Genomic DNA, 13,464 nt, shown 5'->3' with positions numbered 1-13,464 from the left:
AGAAACTAGTTCGGTTCCAAGGCGGGTGCCAAGTGACATCCTGTCCCGTATGTCAGCCGCGTGAGATCAGGATGAGGATGAAGAACATCACCGGCACCATCATCACGGCCGGAATATAAAGCCCCGGCAGGCCAAACAGCAGGGCCGAGCAACCCCACATGCTGACGATCGCGGCAGCTGTGTAGTACCAGTCTTCGGCCTCACCATTGGCCGCATCCTTTGCCAGCCAGCCGAAAACGGGGATTGCAAACAACAGGCGCTGCCAAATGGGCAGGCGCCGAGGCATCTCGATCGCGCTCATGGGAATCTCCAGTTCTGTTCGTCGCTGAGGCGCATATAGGGGGCGATGCTGCACCTGCAAAATGTGCAGATCGTCGCAGTGTGACGGCCTATCGCAGGCGGGCCAGAAACGCGGTCAGATCGTCGGTGTGGTGGTGTATATGGTCAGCTTCGTGCGGCTCGGGCGCGACGTGAACCGTGCGCATTCCCATCGCGTGAGGGGCGGCCAGATTGCGCGGGTCATCTTCGAACATCGCGGCCTTGGCCGTGTCGATTCCATCCTGGGCGAAGATCTTCTCGAATGCGGCGTTTTCCGGCTTTGGCCTATAACCTGCGTGTTCGACGCCATAGATCGCGTCGAACAGGCCGCTAAGTCCGCGCGCGTCCAGAACGCGTTCGGCATAGGGCGCGCTGCCGTTGGTATAGACGATGCGGCGGCCGGGCAAGGACCGGATATGATCGGCCAGTTCTGCGTCGGGGTCCATATGGCTCATGTCCACCTGATGAACCGCGTGCAGATAGGGATCGGGGTCAAGGTCGTGCTCGGCCATCAGCCCAGCCAATGTGGTGCCGTATTGCCGCCAATAGTGCGAGCGTAGCCGATCCGCCTCGGCCCGGTCGACGCCGATGGCCTGGACTACGTAATCCGTCATCAGCACCTCGATCTGGTCGAACAGGCGCATGTGAGGCGGATAAAGCGTATTGTCCAGATCGAACACCCATTGGGTGATGTGGGAAAAGGCAGGTTTGACCATGGTTTTGGTTTAGGGCGCGGGGCATCGGTTTTCAATGCTGCTCTTGATCCGGGGGGCAACTGACGGATAGACATGTTCGAACGAGGAGACATACCACCCAATGCCCCAATCCAGACAGCCCAACAAAGACGCCTACAGCCTAATTCTCGAAGCGATCGACTTGGGCGTTTACAAGCCCGGCGACCGTCTGGTCGAAAGCGAGTTGGCTGAGCGGTTCGGAGTGTCGCGCACGCCGATCCGCGAGGCGCTGCAACGGCTGGAAACGCAATCCCTGCTGGAACGCGACGGGCGGTCATTAATCGTCGCCTCGCTGGATCACAACCAGATGGCCGAGCTTTACGTGGTGCGGCGTGAGCTGGAGGGGCTTGCCGCGAAACTGGCGGCCAAGCACGCCACCGAAGAAGAAGTCAAGGTGTTGCAGGATATGGTTGCCGCTGATGACGCGCTTGTCGATGACCCGGTGGCCTTGTCACGGGCGAACCGGCGGTTCCACGAACAGATTCATCTGGCTTCGCACAACCGTTACCTGGTGCAGCAATTGGACCTTGTGCATCGTACAATGGCGCTGATGGCCACGACGTCGCTGGCGGCGCAGGGCCGGGGCGAAATCGCGCAGAGCGAACACAAAGGGATCGTCGAGGCGATCGCAGCCCGCGATGAAGAGGCGGCTGGACGAGCCCTCAAGGATCACATTTCGGTCGCCTTCACAACGCGCCTGAAACAGGATGCCATCCGTCGCGAGAGCTGACCGTCAGTGCGGCGGGCCCTCTTCGCTGGCCTGGCCGTGTTGTGTTTTGTCCCAGAAGAATGGGTCCAATAGCAGTTCCCACAGAGCCTTGTACGCAGCCAGAACGCCCAGCGGAAAATACAGCGGCATTGTCGGCACCCAAGGGAGCAGAAAACGCCGTTCGCGCGCGGACACTGCGATTACTCCGATCAGAGTATTGACGGCCTCTGCAAGTAGGAACAGGCCGAACAACGCGGTAAGTCCGGCTCCGGAGAGGATCGGATCAAGCGGGCTGGGCAGGCCAAAGGTCGTCAACCAGAACAGCCACAGGACCGGAGCCAGCAGGAACTGCCCGACGGTCCCAAGAAAGAACGCTTGCAGGCCGAGAAATCGCCAGGGGCCGAGATCGCTCAGCAATCGCAATGGTGACCGCATGTGAACAAGGTAAGTGACCATGAATCCCTTGAGCCAGCGAGAGCGCTGCCGCACCCAGGGCCAGGCGCGAAAATTCGCCTCTTCAAACGTGGCGGTATCGACCATTTCCGTACGGTAGCCGGCCCGGCTGAGCCGCACGCCCAGATCGGCATCTTCGGTGACGTTGTGGGCATCCCACCCGCCCAGCTCCAGCAGCTTGTCACGGCGGAAAAAGAACGTGGTTCCACCCAAGGGCACAACCAGCCCAAGTCGCGCGATGCCTTGCAGGATCACGCGAAACCAGCTGTTGTATTCGATGGTAAAGCAGCGCGATCGCCAGTTGGTGCGGGGGTTGTAATAGTCCAGAACGCCCTGCAGGCAGACCACATCCTCGTCCGCCCGTGCAAAGTGCCGGACAACCCGTTCGATCTGGTCTGGTTGCGGTGCGTCTTCGGCATCCCAGACGCCCAGAATGTCGCCCCGGCAGAAATCCAGTGCATAGTTCATCGCGCGCGGCTTGGTGGTCAGACCGTTCAGGGCGGGCACCTCGACGGTTCTGATCCAGCTGGGCAAATGGACTTGCGCCAATGTGGACCGCGTCACTTCGTCGGTTTCTTCCAGCACCAGAATGACATCCAGCAACGCCTTGGGGTAAGTCAGCCGCCGCAGCCGCCGGATCAGGGCGCCGGCGATCTCTCTCTCTCTTTATAGAGCGGCACCATGATGGAGACACAGGGTAATGCCAATGGCGGGCTGGGGGGTGGTGTTTTGCTACGGCGTGTCCGGTGATGCCAGATGTAGTTCAGCAGGCCAGCTAGGCGGAGACACAGAAACAGGATCAGGCTGACCACGGCAACCGCGACCAGAACGGCAAACCCGGTCATTGGAAAGGCGGCAAACAATGTAATAAGGCCCACAAGCGTGACTGCGGGGCCGACGCGGGATCGCGGCGTCCAGGACCGGCAGCTCTGGTCAAGGTCCACCCGGGCTTCGGCCGCCTCAGCAAGAGGGGAAGAGAACACGCGCGCGATTGCGTCGTCGATCTGATCTGCGACGGCGAGCACGGGGATGATTGTGTAGCCGGTATCCTCCAGTTCGGTTTGCACGTCCGGGAACAGATCGGGCCGCGCCGTGCAGACCAATAGAATGGGCCCCAGCTGCCGCCACGGGATGGCATTATGTGCCAGCCAGAAGTCAACAGGCTTGATCCGGCACAGATCGGAGGGTGGGGGTAAGCTGTCCAGATCGGCGATCTGCAGGCCGGTTTGCTCGGATAGGGCGATAAGCACGTCCTGACGGCTGACCCAGCCCTCGGCCACCAGGATTTCACCCAGTGGCGCTTGTTGCCAGGATTGCAGAAACAGTGCCTCGTCCAGCTGTGCTTTTGTGATCAGGCCACGGTCGACAAGACAAGCCCCCAAAGGCTTGCGTTCCTGAGCAGGTATCGGCGCGGCGTGCGCGAAATGCTGCAGGTTCAGTTCGACCATAACGAAACAACCCTGACGCGATTAGCAGGCGTCAGGGTTGCTCAATTAAGGTTAACAGCGGGTTAACTCTGATCAAAACGCTGTTTATGCAGTGGCTTTCTTGTCCGCCATCGCGTCGGCAAAGCGTTCGAACAGGTAGAAACTGTCCTGCGGGCCGGGCGAGGCCTCGGGGTGGTGCTGCACCGAATAGACCGGTCGGTCGGTCATGCGGATGCCGCAGTTCGAGCCGTCAAACAGCGACCGGTGGGTCTCAACCACGCCCTCAGGCAAAGACTGCGCATCCACCGCAAAACCATGGTTCATCGAGGTGATCTCGACCTTGCCTGTCTCCATATCCTTGACCGGGTGGTTGGCGCCGTGGTGGCCGTGGTTCATCTTGACGGTCTGACCGCCCAAGGCCAGCGCCAGCATCTGGTGGCCAAGGCAGATGCCAAAGACGGGCAGGTCGGTTGTGTCCAGAACCTCTTTGATCATTGGTACGGCGTATTCACCAGTGGCCGCCGGGTCGCCGGGACCGTTGGACAGAAAGACGCCATCTGGATTGTGAGCCAGCACTTCCGCCGCTGTCGCGGTGGCGGGCAGCACGGTTACATCACAGCCAGCCGAGGCGAGGCAGCGCAGAATGTTCCGCTTGGCGCCAAAATCCACGGCAACAACCTTGTGTGCGGGGGCGTCCTGACGGGTATAGCCATCGGGCCAGGCCCAACGCATCTCGTCCCAGCGATAGCTTTGTGCGCAGGTGACCTCTTTGGCGAGATCCATTCCTTCCAGCCCCGCAAAGCCGCGTGCGGCGGCGACCAGAGCCTCAATGTCGAAATTACCCTCGGGGTCATGGGCCAGCGCCACATGCGGCGCGCCTTGCTGACGGATGGCGCGGGTCAGGCGGCGGGTATCCACACCGCCGATGGCGATGCGGCCACGACGGGTCAGCCAGGTCTTCAGCTCTTCGGCCGAGCGCCAGTTCGACGGCTCGGTCGGGTCCCATTTGACCACCATCCCGGCGGCAACAGGATCACCGGTTTCGTCATCCTCGGGGTTCACGCCGACATTGCCGATATGCGGGAAGGTGAAGGTGACGATCTGCCCGGCATACGAGGGATCGGTCATGATCTCCTGATATCCGGTCATGGCGGTGTTAAAGCACAGCTCGGCCACAGTCTGACCGGTGGCGCCGAAACCCATCCCGTAGAACAGTGTACCGTCGGCCAATGCCAGACATGCGGTGGGCTTGGACGGGGCGTTCTGGGCCATCGGGCGACTCTCCTGCTGGGTAAATCGGCGCATAACTAAGGGGGTTGCGGCGCTGGGTCAAGTCTGTTGAAATTTTGCGCTATTGTGGAAAATCAAGAGGTTAGCAATATTCACTTCTGGTTGTATCGCGCTTTTTGTTTCGATATGGTCGGGGTTCCTTTTCCATGGGGATGGACAGATCATATGGATATGCGATCACGGGTGAACTCTGCCCTGAAGCAAGCAATGAAAGACAAAGATGCCGAGCGTTTGTCGACGCTGCGGTTGATTAACGCTGCAATCAAAGACCGCGATATCGCTTCGCGCGCCTCCGACAATGAAGAGGCCAAGGGTTGCGGCGACGCCGAGGTTCTTGAAATCCTTGGAAAAATGACCAAGCAGCGCAAGGAAAGCGCCCGCGCCTATGAAGAGGGCGGACGGCTGGACCTGGCCGAGCGGGAACTGCGCGAGGTCGAGGTTATCGAGGAATTCCTGCCCAAGCAGTTGGATGACGACGAGGTCTCCAAAGCCATTCAGACGGCGATTACCGCCACCGGAGCGGGATCGATCCGCGACATGGGCAAGGTCATGGGCGAACTCAAGACCCGCTACACCGGCCAGATGGATTTCGGCAAGGTCGGCCCGATGGTCAAGGACCACCTGTGCGCCGCGTCGAACGGCGGCTGCTGAAAACATTCAAATGTTGTGACTGCATTTACTGCGCGACCGGTTCGCGCAGTTTTTGTATCAGGTCGTCGTATAGCGCGATACGCTCGTCCTCGGACAGGAACGCTCCGATTTCCACTTCGCGCCCGTCTCCGGTCAGCGTGACATAGTTTGGAACAGGTCCGCCGTGTTTGTGCATCTCGGGCCGGGCCCAATAGCGGTTGCAGGTCCATTCTTGCTGGCCCGAACGTGGGTCATGGTGGATCAGATGCGCCTTGGTGCCGGTCAGGGTCAGAATCTCGAACACGCTGCGGGCGCGATAGTTGGTCAGGATGGCCAGCCACAGGCCCAGAACGGTCAGCAACAGGAAGGGCAGCAGGCCCCACAGGATCACCGATCCCAGCACCGCCAGCAGCGGAATCAGCCCAAACAGAAACACCGACAGGATCACGATCATCGCCCCACGCCGCGGCAACGAGTTATGCGGCCAAAGGCGCAGCTCCTGTTCGGTTTCAGAGGTCTGATTCCATCGGTATGGCATGGTTGAAAGCTAGCGCAACAAGGGTGCGGGTCGAAGGGAAATGATCAGGTCACATGGCCGACGCGCGACCATGACAGCGCGTCGTCCAGCCGATCATCACCCCAGAAAACTTCACCGTTGACGACAAGGCTGGGGGCTCCGAAAACCCCGAGTTTCGCGGCATGTTCCGTTTCGGCCTCAAGTGCTGCGACGGTATCGGGGCTGCGGGCGCGGGCCAGCACCAGACGCGGGTCCTGCTGGCACCTGTGCAGTGCTTCGGTGATGGCGGATTCGCTACCAGCTTCGTTGTTTTCCTCGAACCAGATGCGATACAGCGTCTGGGTGAAATTCTTGCCCCAGCCATCGCCCATGCCCAGCAAGGCGACCTGATTGGCCAGCGCCAGGTCCGAGATCGGGTAGGGCGCGGGCAAGTTGGCGTGGATGCGGTACTTTGCAGCCCGGCGCTCGATATCCCGCCACATATATGCGGATTTCACCGGCTTGCCGGCAAACGGGATATTCTGCTGGTCCTTCATCACGCTGCGCACATTGAACGGCCGCCATTTCACCGAGACGCTGTGTTCCGCGCACCAGTCGTCCAGACGCATGATCGTCAGGAAGCTGTATGTACTGCCTATAGAATACCAAAAATCAATTTCGGGCATGTGATACCCCCGAGTTGCCGGATGTCTAAACTCTGACAGGATAGCCGATTTTGGCGGTTCTGGCGACTTTTGGGCTGCGGTCCGGAGCGGTAACGAAAAAACCCCGCCGAATTGGCGGGGTTTTCTTTGGGTTTGGCAGGGATCAGTGCGCGTGGCCCTTGTCCCAGTCTTCCTGCTTGGGCAGCTGCTCGAACGTGTGCTCGGGCGGCGGCGAGGGCAGGGTCCATTCCAGCGTATCCGCGTATTCGTTCCACGGGTTCGGACGGGTCTCTTTCGCGCCGCGCAGCAGGGCGTAGATCACGATGCCGAAGAACAGCAGGAACGAGGCAAACGAGATGAACGCACCAATCGACGACACAAAGTTCCACTGGGCGAATGCCTCGGGGTAATCGATGTAGCGGCGCGGCATGCCCTGACGACCCAGGAAGTGCTGGGGGAAGAAGGTCAGGTTGGCGCCGATAAAGAACAGCCAGAAGTGAACCTTGCCCCAGAATTCCGAGTACTGACGACCGGTCATCTTCGAGAAGTAGAAGTACACACCCGCAAAGATCGCAAAGACGGCACCCAGCGACATCACATAGTGGAAGTGAGCAACCACGTAGTAGGTGTCGTGATAGGCGCGGTCGATACCGGCCTGCGACAGAACCACACCGGTCACACCGCCAACGGTGAACAGGAACAGGAAGCCGAAGGCGAACAGCATCGGTGTCTTGAACTCGATGGACCCGCCCCACATGGTCGCGATCCACGAGAACACCTTAACGCCTGTGGGCACCGCGATGACCATCGTGGCCAGCATGAAGTAGGCCTGCTGACGCAGCGACATACCAACGGTATACATGTGGTGCGCCCACACGACGAAGCCCAGAACACCGATTGCGATGATCGCCCAGACCATTGGCAGATACCCGAAGATCGGCTTGCGCGAGAAGGTCGCAATGACGTGGCTGATGATGCCGAAGCCGGGCAGGATCACGATATACACTTCCGGGTGGCCGAAGAACCACAGGATGTGCTGATACAGGATCGGGTCACCGCCACCGGCCGGATCAAAGAAGGTGAACCCAAAGTTGCGGTCCATCAGCAGCATGGTGATCGCGCCCGCCAGAACCGGCAGCGACAGCAGAATCAGCCACGAAGTGACGAAGATCGACCAGCTGAACAGCGGCACCTTGAACAGGGTCATGCCTGGGGCACGCATGTTCAGGAAGGTGGTGATCATGTTGATCGCGCCGAGGATCGAGGAGGCGCCCGATACGTGTACGGCAAAGATCGCAAGGTCCATGGACATGCCGCCCTCGGTCGTGGACAGCGGCGGGTACAGAACCCAACCAACGCCCGAGCCGAGCTGGTCATTCCCACCGGGGCTAAGCAGCGACGCCACGCCCAGCGAGGTACCGGCGACGTACAGCCAGAAGGACAGGTTGTTCATCCGCGGGAACGCCATATCCGGCGCGCCGATCTGCAACGGCATGAAATAGTTGCCAAATCCGCCGAACAGGGCGGGAATGACAACGAAGAACATCATCAGAACACCGTGATAGGTGATCATCACGTTCCACAGATGCCCGTTGGGGGTACATGGGTCGGCCATGAAGCCTTCCAGGCACATGTACTGAACACCGGGGTGCATCAGCTCGAGCCGCATGTAAACGGTCATCAGAACCGAGATCAGACCGGCCAATGCCGAAACGATCAGGTAGAGAATCCCGATGTCCTTGTGGTTGGTCGACATGAACCAGCGCTGGAAAAAGCTGCGCTGGTCTTCATGGTCGTGACCATGAATGGCTGCGTCTGCCATTATAGGTGCCTCCTGTTGCAACTGACCGCGCAGCCAGACCTCTCCGGCGCGCGGTATTATTGCTGGTTTTAGAATGCGAAAGAGGCGCCTTCAATGGCCGAGTTTGATCTGGATCAAGATTAATTGTCGCGGGTCGGAGGAAAACCCGCGAAATCCTGGCCATGAACAGGGCATATCTGGCGATTGCTTCTGTTATTTCAAGGGGCGGCAAAAGATCATTCGCGCGGCTTGGCAGAGTTCCGCCTTGACCCAGGAGGGTGGGGGCCGCAGAACTACGCACAATACCCGAAATCGGAGACTTGATATGGCCGCCTACGATCCCGACAACATCTTCGCCAAGATCCTGCGCGGAGAGATCCCCTCGACCCGCGTGTACGAGGATGAAGATACGCTGGCCTTCATGGATATCATGCCGCGGTCGGACGGGCATCTGCTGGTGATCCCCAAAACACCCTGCCGAAACCTGCTGGATGCGTCGCCCGAACAGTTGGCCGCAGTGGTTTCAACAACGCAGAAACTGGCGAATGCAGTGGTCAAGGCCTTTGACGCCGACGGAGTCACCGTCCAGCAATTCAACGAGGCCGCGGGCGGGCAAGAGGTCTTCCATCTGCATTTCCACATCCTGCCTCGTTACGAGGGCGTGTCGCTGCGAGCGCCCGGCCAGATGGGCGACTTCGATCTGATCGCGCAGCACGCGGAAAGGATCAAAGCGGCGCTGGTCTGATCAGTCTTTGCTATCATGCGGCCCCAGACATGCGCCGTGGTCACCAAACGCGTGGAGTACGGCGCAAACATGGTCGTGCCCACCATCGCAGGCTGCGGCAATACGGGTCAATTCGGCCTCGAGCTTGCGCAGTTGCGTGATCCGGTCCCGCAGGTCAATCAACTGCCGTTCAGCGATTTCGTGCGCCCGATCCAGATCGGAGCCACGCGCGCCCTCTAAAGACAGCAACGCTTCGACATCGGCCAACGGCAGGCCGAGATCGCGCCCGTGGCGAATGAACCTTAGGCGGTTCAGGGCGGCATCATCATATCGCCTCTGGTTCCCGGCTGTTCGGTGCGGTTTGGGCAGCAGGCCCTTGTCCTCGTAAAACCGAATTGTGGGCACCTTGACACCCGTGCGGCGGGACAGCTCTCCGATCGAGTACATTTTTCCTATTTCGCCTCTTGAACCTCTAGTGGCTAGAGGAATTACATGGGGTGGGCAACCGAAACAAGGAACACCGGTAAGATGCCACACGATCACCACGGGCACACTCACATTGACCCCACGACAGGCGACAAGCGCGTTGCCGGCGCGATAGCGGTCAACATGCTGCTGACCTTTGCGCAGGTCATTGGCGGAATACTCTCGGGGTCTTTGGCGCTGATCGCCGATGCGCTGCACAATTTCTCGGACGCCATCGCGCTGATCATCGCGTTCTTTGCCCGCAAGATCGCCCGCCGCCCCGCCGATCCGCGCATGAGCTTTGGATATGGGCGCGCCGAGGTGGTCGCGGCGCAGATCAACTACACGACGCTGGTCATGCTGTCGGTCTACCTGATGTACGAAGGCATCATGCGGTTTTTCCAGCCCGAACCCGTCAATGGATGGATGGTGGTCTGGATCGCAGCCCTTGCTTTGATCGTCGACCTGATAACCGCCGCGCTGACCTATACGATGGCGAAGGACAGCATGAACATTCGCGCAGCCTTCATTCACAACGTGGCCGACGCGTTGGGGTCGGTGGCGGTCATCATCGCGGGCGCCGCCGTGATCCTGTTCGGCTGGACCTGGGTCGATCCAGCGGTCACGATCCTGATCGCGGTCTACATCCTGTGGCACGTCAAATCCGAGATCGGAGAAACCATCCGGGTTCTGATGCTGGGTGCGCCGTCCGATCTGATCCCCGAAGATGTTGCCGCCGCCATCGAGGCGACAGACGGCGTTGCTGGCGTTCACCACATCCACCTCTGGAGCATGCAGGAGCGCGAGCCAGCCCTGACCGCGCATCTCGAGATCGCTGCCCTGCACTGGACGGATGCGGATGACATACGGCTGGCTGTGAAGGAAGCGCTGAAATCCGGGTTCGGGATTGGCCACGTGACGCTGGAGCTGGAACGGGCGGAACAGGCCTGCACGGCACCGCCCCGATTTGGGCATCACGATTTGCGTCAGGTCTGAAAAGGAATTGCCGTTCCGATTTGGGGTCGGAACGGCAGACTCGTAACCAAACACTTTTCCGAAAACCCGGATTGCCCGGGATCACCGGTTTAACACACCACTCACTCTAGAACGGTAAGAATAGAGTACCCGTTAACGCGCGATTTGTATTCTTCGGAGTGAGCTTTCACCGAATAAAACCCAAAACTTTTGGGCAAAATGGTGGATTGCGTTCAGGTTCGGAAACAAAAATCCCAGCGGGAAGGGATTGTTACTCGCGATTTTGGCTGTCAGCGATTCGTTGCCGGGTCAGGCTTTGACCGGCTGGAAGCAATCCGAGAAGGTTTTTTTCAAGGCGACATCGACATCCGCCATTGTCACAGGCAAGCCCAGATCGACCAGTGACGTGACGCCGTGTTCGGTGATACCGCATGGGACGATGCCCGAGAAATGCTCGAGATCCGGTTCGACATTGATCGAGATGCCGTGAAAGCTGATCCATTTGCGCAGGCGCAGACCGATGGCGGCGATCTTGTCTTCGGCGGGCTGGCCGGTGACGGTCAGAGGCTTGTCATCCCGGCGCACCCAGACACCGACGCGGCCGTCGCGAATTTCACCCTGCACGTTGAATTCCGCCAACGCAGCGATGACCCAGTTTTCCAGCTGTTTGACAAAACCCCGCACGTCCTTGCCGCGCTTGTTCAGGTCCAGCATGACATAGGCCACGCGCTGGCCGGGGCCGTGATAGGTGTATTCCCCGCCACGTTTGGCCTCATAAACCGGGAAGCGGTCAGGGTCCGTCAGGTCCTCGGTCCGAGCCGATGTTCCGGCGGTATAGAGCGGCGGATGTTCCAGCAGCCAAACGCATTCGTCCGCTTCGCCTGCAGCGATCGCAGCCACCCGCGCCTCCATGAAGGCGACGGCCTCTGTATAGTCGGTTAACCCGTCGGTAATCTTCCATTCCATGACGGTTCCATATCGCGTGGATGTGCTAAGGAAAAGGGGTCAGGCGGCCTCGGTCAGGCAGCGTTGCAGAATCTGGGCATAGGTGTCTGTACCCTGCGCTCCGGTCACAAGATATTTGCCACCAAACACCATTGACGGAACGCCCGAGATGCCCCGACTGGTCCAGAACTCCTGCTTTTGGCGCACTTTGGCGGTATATGCACCGGATTCGAGCGCCGATCGCGCGGCGTCGGCGTCCAGTCCGGCGGCCGTAACCGCATCAAGCAGGACATCAGTCTGCGAGACGTCCTTTTGGTCGGTGAAATGCGCCAGGAACAGAGCCAGTTTCAGCGGATGTTGACGGCCCTGAGTTTCCGCCCAGTCCAGCAATTGGTGCGCCGCAAAGGTGTTTACCATTCTGCTGTCATCGTCGAAGTTGAATGCGAACCCCAGTTCTGCGCCCAACTGCGTCAGTCGATCCCGGGCCTGCTGGCTCTGTTCGGCGGTCGTTCCATATTTCTCCATGATATGCGCGCGCAGGTTCTGACCTTCGGGCGGCATGGTGGGGTTCAGTTCGAACGGATGCCACCTGAGATGCGCCAGCACGTTTTCCTGCTTTAGCGCCAGGTCAAGCTGTCTAAATCCAACAATGCACCAGGGGCAGACGATGTCCGAAACAATGTCGATCTGAACGACGGGGCGAGGATCGGGGGTGGTCATGTCCGGACTCCTGACAAGGTGATGGGGGTGATGTGCAGCTATAGATATGGGCGCGGGCGGGGAATTCAAACCGGCGTGTTTTTTGCCTCTTCACATCCCGATCATCAGCGTCTATACGCCCCTCTACCAAGTCACTGGCAGTGCGGTCGTGGCGGAATTGGTAGACGCGCAGCGTTGAGGTCGCTGTGGGGTAACTCCCGTGGAAGTTCGAGTCTTCTCGACCGCACCAAATAATTGATTTTCAACAAGTTTCTCCGCCGAATGTTACGGTAAATTGAGCCTTTTGAGGTGGGTGTGCGGGCGCCAAGGGGCCTCTTTAGGAGGGGCAAGGGTTACGCGGTCAGCATCGCAGTTCCCAACGAATATCAAGCTATCATTGAAAAAAAGAGATCGTGCGGGATATCGGAACGCAGAACTTAGCTGAGGCTTTGTTCAGGCGAAAAGAGGTCTTGCCGGAAATTTTAGCCTCTTTCGGTGGGGGTTCAATGCCTGAGCCTGTGATCAAACAAGTTGAACGACAAAACCCGCAAGAAGGGAATACCGTTAGGGATACGGCTCACCGCTGGATGACCGAAGCAGACGGTATCCAAGAGTCCCCAAGGCAAATGCCGCTTCTCCGCGTCAGTCTTAGAGCAAGGGTAAACCAGCCCGACAATGTTCTGGTCCATGTGCCGCGCTCTACTCTTCTCGTCGCGGTAGAAGAACCGCATGTATCCGTCAGTGGCGTTGACAAGCGTTCCAGAGCGGTTGTTGGCTTCTCGACTCTGTGGACGTTGGCTCAGTTCCTTATTTGCCTGATCAAAGAGTTCGGGGCCAAGGATCGACAAAGCGTCGTCTGGCAGCGTGTCCAGAGAATCCCCGAGAGACTCGCTGAGTGGAGTTAAGAGTTTGGTGATAGGGTCGGGCTCTGAGGTATCTTTGAGGGCCCCTGTCGTCTCAGCGCCTTTTTGGAAGGCATTTGGCATTGCGGTTTCAAGTTTCAATTCATATCCAACAATTTAAATAATTTACATCTTACTTAAGCTTTTTGCAGCCGAATAGTGGTGTCTGATCTTCCTCGATTGGGGATTCATCTGATGCACGAAAAGTTTGATACACTCATTGACCGCACA

General features: G+C 59.0%; 16 protein-coding genes and 1 tRNA gene. 5 read left to right on the top strand and 12 right to left on the bottom strand.

Going from position 1 to position 13,464, the window contains the following annotated elements:
- Window positions 1-52 precede the first annotated feature (52 nt).
- Window positions 53-301, bottom strand: coding sequence for a hypothetical protein (locus ACR0NT_RS02445; RefSeq protein ID WP_170441834.1), 249 nt, complete (start codon window positions 299-301; stop codon window positions 53-55).
- Between the two features lie 88 nt (window positions 302-389).
- Window positions 390-1,034 carry a pyrimidine 5'-nucleotidase gene (locus ACR0NT_RS02440; RefSeq protein WP_170441837.1) on the bottom strand — a complete coding sequence of 215 codons (645 nt, stop codon included), beginning with the start codon at window positions 1,032-1,034 and terminating at the stop codon, window positions 390-392.
- 100 nt (window positions 1,035-1,134) lie between these two features.
- Here ACR0NT_RS02440 and ACR0NT_RS02435 point away from each other — a divergent pair, with 100 nt between their 5' ends.
- A complete protein-coding gene (locus tag ACR0NT_RS02435) occupies window positions 1,135-1,782 on the top strand; it encodes a GntR family transcriptional regulator (RefSeq protein WP_170441840.1) in 648 nt (215 codons plus the stop codon).
- A gap of 3 nt (window positions 1,783-1,785) precedes the next feature.
- Here ACR0NT_RS02435 and ACR0NT_RS02430 read toward each other — a convergent pair whose 3' ends face one another.
- The 3 genes from ACR0NT_RS02430 to carA all read right to left on the bottom strand — a co-directional run bounded on the left by ACR0NT_RS02430 (window position 1,786) and on the right by carA (window position 4,913).
- The gene (locus ACR0NT_RS02430) at window positions 1,786-2,817 is read right to left on the bottom strand and encodes a glycosyltransferase family 2 protein (RefSeq protein WP_480442573.1); all 1,032 of its coding nucleotides are present in this window, start codon (window positions 2,815-2,817) and stop codon (window positions 1,786-1,788) included.
- A gap of 35 nt (window positions 2,818-2,852) precedes the next feature.
- Complete coding sequence (locus ACR0NT_RS02425) at window positions 2,853-3,662, bottom strand: cyclic di-GMP-binding domain-containing protein, MshE-related (RefSeq protein ID WP_480442571.1); 810 nt, start codon at window positions 3,660-3,662, stop codon at window positions 2,853-2,855.
- 84 nt (window positions 3,663-3,746) lie between these two features.
- Window positions 3,747-4,913, bottom strand: coding sequence for a glutamine-hydrolyzing carbamoyl-phosphate synthase small subunit (gene carA / locus ACR0NT_RS02420; protein ID WP_170671026.1), 1,167 nt, complete (start codon window positions 4,911-4,913; stop codon window positions 3,747-3,749).
- A 183-nt stretch (window positions 4,914-5,096) separates the two neighbouring features.
- On the opposite strand from carA, the gene ACR0NT_RS02415 reads away from it, so the two are divergent.
- Window positions 5,097-5,582 (top strand): GatB/YqeY domain-containing protein, encoded by a 486-nt coding sequence (locus ACR0NT_RS02415; RefSeq protein WP_170441849.1) that lies wholly within the window; start codon window positions 5,097-5,099, stop codon window positions 5,580-5,582.
- Between the two features lie 25 nt (window positions 5,583-5,607).
- Here ACR0NT_RS02415 and ACR0NT_RS02410 read toward each other — a convergent pair whose 3' ends face one another.
- The 3 genes from ACR0NT_RS02410 to ctaD all read right to left on the bottom strand — a co-directional run bounded on the left by ACR0NT_RS02410 (window position 5,608) and on the right by ctaD (window position 8,544).
- Window positions 5,608-6,099: a DUF2244 domain-containing protein gene (locus ACR0NT_RS02410; protein ID WP_170441852.1), complete on the bottom strand. Its 492-nt coding sequence runs from the start codon at window positions 6,097-6,099 to the stop codon at window positions 5,608-5,610.
- A gap of 44 nt (window positions 6,100-6,143) precedes the next feature.
- Entirely contained in the window at window positions 6,144-6,743 is a 600-nt protein-coding gene (locus tag ACR0NT_RS02405) for a DsbA family protein (protein ID WP_170671032.1), read from the bottom strand.
- 142 nt (window positions 6,744-6,885) lie between these two features.
- Entirely contained in the window at window positions 6,886-8,544 is a 1,659-nt protein-coding gene (gene ctaD, locus ACR0NT_RS02400; RefSeq protein ID WP_170441858.1) for a cytochrome c oxidase subunit I, read from the bottom strand.
- 304 nt (window positions 8,545-8,848) lie between these two features.
- On the opposite strand from ctaD, the gene ACR0NT_RS02395 reads away from it, so the two are divergent.
- A complete protein-coding gene (locus ACR0NT_RS02395) occupies window positions 8,849-9,268 on the top strand; it encodes an HIT family protein (RefSeq protein WP_170441861.1) in 420 nt (139 codons plus the stop codon).
- Here ACR0NT_RS02395 and ACR0NT_RS02390 read toward each other — a convergent pair whose 3' ends face one another.
- On the bottom strand, window positions 9,269-9,694 hold the full coding sequence (locus tag ACR0NT_RS02390) for a MerR family transcriptional regulator (protein ID WP_170441864.1): 426 nt from the start codon (window positions 9,692-9,694) through the stop codon (window positions 9,269-9,271).
- 81 nt (window positions 9,695-9,775) lie between these two features.
- On the opposite strand from ACR0NT_RS02390, the gene ACR0NT_RS02385 reads away from it, so the two are divergent.
- The gene (locus tag ACR0NT_RS02385) at window positions 9,776-10,708 is read left to right on the top strand and encodes a cation diffusion facilitator family transporter (RefSeq protein ID WP_170441867.1); all 933 of its coding nucleotides are present in this window, start codon (window positions 9,776-9,778) and stop codon (window positions 10,706-10,708) included.
- Between the two features lie 288 nt (window positions 10,709-10,996).
- Here the strand turns inward: ACR0NT_RS02385 and lipB are convergent, their stop codons facing one another.
- Together lipB and ACR0NT_RS02375 are read right to left on the bottom strand one after the other, a co-directional pair.
- Entirely contained in the window at window positions 10,997-11,653 is a 657-nt protein-coding gene (gene lipB / locus ACR0NT_RS02380) for a lipoyl(octanoyl) transferase LipB (protein ID WP_170671034.1), read from the bottom strand.
- Between the two features lie 39 nt (window positions 11,654-11,692).
- The gene (locus ACR0NT_RS02375; RefSeq protein ID WP_170671036.1) at window positions 11,693-12,352 is read right to left on the bottom strand and encodes a DsbA family oxidoreductase; all 660 of its coding nucleotides are present in this window, start codon (window positions 12,350-12,352) and stop codon (window positions 11,693-11,695) included.
- A gap of 142 nt (window positions 12,353-12,494) precedes the next feature.
- Between ACR0NT_RS02375 and ACR0NT_RS02370 the strand changes: the two genes are divergently transcribed.
- Window positions 12,495-12,581 (top strand) — tRNA-Leu (locus ACR0NT_RS02370).
- A 253-nt stretch (window positions 12,582-12,834) separates the two neighbouring features.
- Here the strand turns inward: ACR0NT_RS02370 and ACR0NT_RS02365 are convergent.
- A complete protein-coding gene (locus ACR0NT_RS02365) occupies window positions 12,835-13,335 on the bottom strand; it encodes a hypothetical protein (protein ID WP_170671038.1) in 501 nt (166 codons plus the stop codon).
- Window positions 13,336-13,464 lie beyond the last annotated feature (129 nt).

The organism is Ruegeria sp. AB10, assembly GCF_056542745.1.
Note: the sequence above shows the minus strand (reverse complement) of the source record. Positions and strands in the feature narration are given on the sequence as shown.

Bases quoted from the DNA above. Each gene is read 5' to 3' on its own strand.
- ACR0NT_RS02445 (WP_170441834.1), bottom strand. From the start codon at position 301: ATGAGCGCGATCGAGATGCCTCGGCGCCTGCCCATTTGGCAGCGCCTG.
- ACR0NT_RS02440 (WP_170441837.1), bottom strand. From the start codon at position 1,034: ATGGTCAAACCTGCCTTTTCCCACATCACCCAATGGGTGTTCGATCTG.
- ACR0NT_RS02435 (WP_170441840.1), top strand. From the start codon at position 1,135: ATGCCCCAATCCAGACAGCCCAACAAAGACGCCTACAGCCTAATTCTC.
- ACR0NT_RS02425 (WP_480442571.1), bottom strand. From the start codon at position 3,662: ATGGTCGAACTGAACCTGCAGCATTTCGCGCACGCCGCGCCGATACCT.
- carA (WP_170671026.1), bottom strand. From the start codon at position 4,913: ATGGCCCAGAACGCCCCGTCCAAGCCCACCGCATGTCTGGCATTGGCC.
- ACR0NT_RS02415 (WP_170441849.1), top strand. From the start codon at position 5,097: ATGGATATGCGATCACGGGTGAACTCTGCCCTGAAGCAAGCAATGAAA.
- ACR0NT_RS02410 (WP_170441852.1), bottom strand. From the start codon at position 6,099: ATGCCATACCGATGGAATCAGACCTCTGAAACCGAACAGGAGCTGCGC.
- ACR0NT_RS02405 (WP_170671032.1), bottom strand. From the start codon at position 6,743: ATGCCCGAAATTGATTTTTGGTATTCTATAGGCAGTACATACAGCTTC.
- ctaD (WP_170441858.1), bottom strand. From the start codon at position 8,544: ATGGCAGACGCAGCCATTCATGGTCACGACCATGAAGACCAGCGCAGC.
- ACR0NT_RS02395 (WP_170441861.1), top strand. From the start codon at position 8,849: ATGGCCGCCTACGATCCCGACAACATCTTCGCCAAGATCCTGCGCGGA.
- ACR0NT_RS02390 (WP_170441864.1), bottom strand. From the start codon at position 9,694: ATGTACTCGATCGGAGAGCTGTCCCGCCGCACGGGTGTCAAGGTGCCC.
- ACR0NT_RS02385 (WP_170441867.1), top strand. From the start codon at position 9,776: ATGCCACACGATCACCACGGGCACACTCACATTGACCCCACGACAGGC.
- lipB (WP_170671034.1), bottom strand. From the start codon at position 11,653: ATGGAATGGAAGATTACCGACGGGTTAACCGACTATACAGAGGCCGTC.
- ACR0NT_RS02375 (WP_170671036.1), bottom strand. From the start codon at position 12,352: ATGACCACCCCCGATCCTCGCCCCGTCGTTCAGATCGACATTGTTTCG.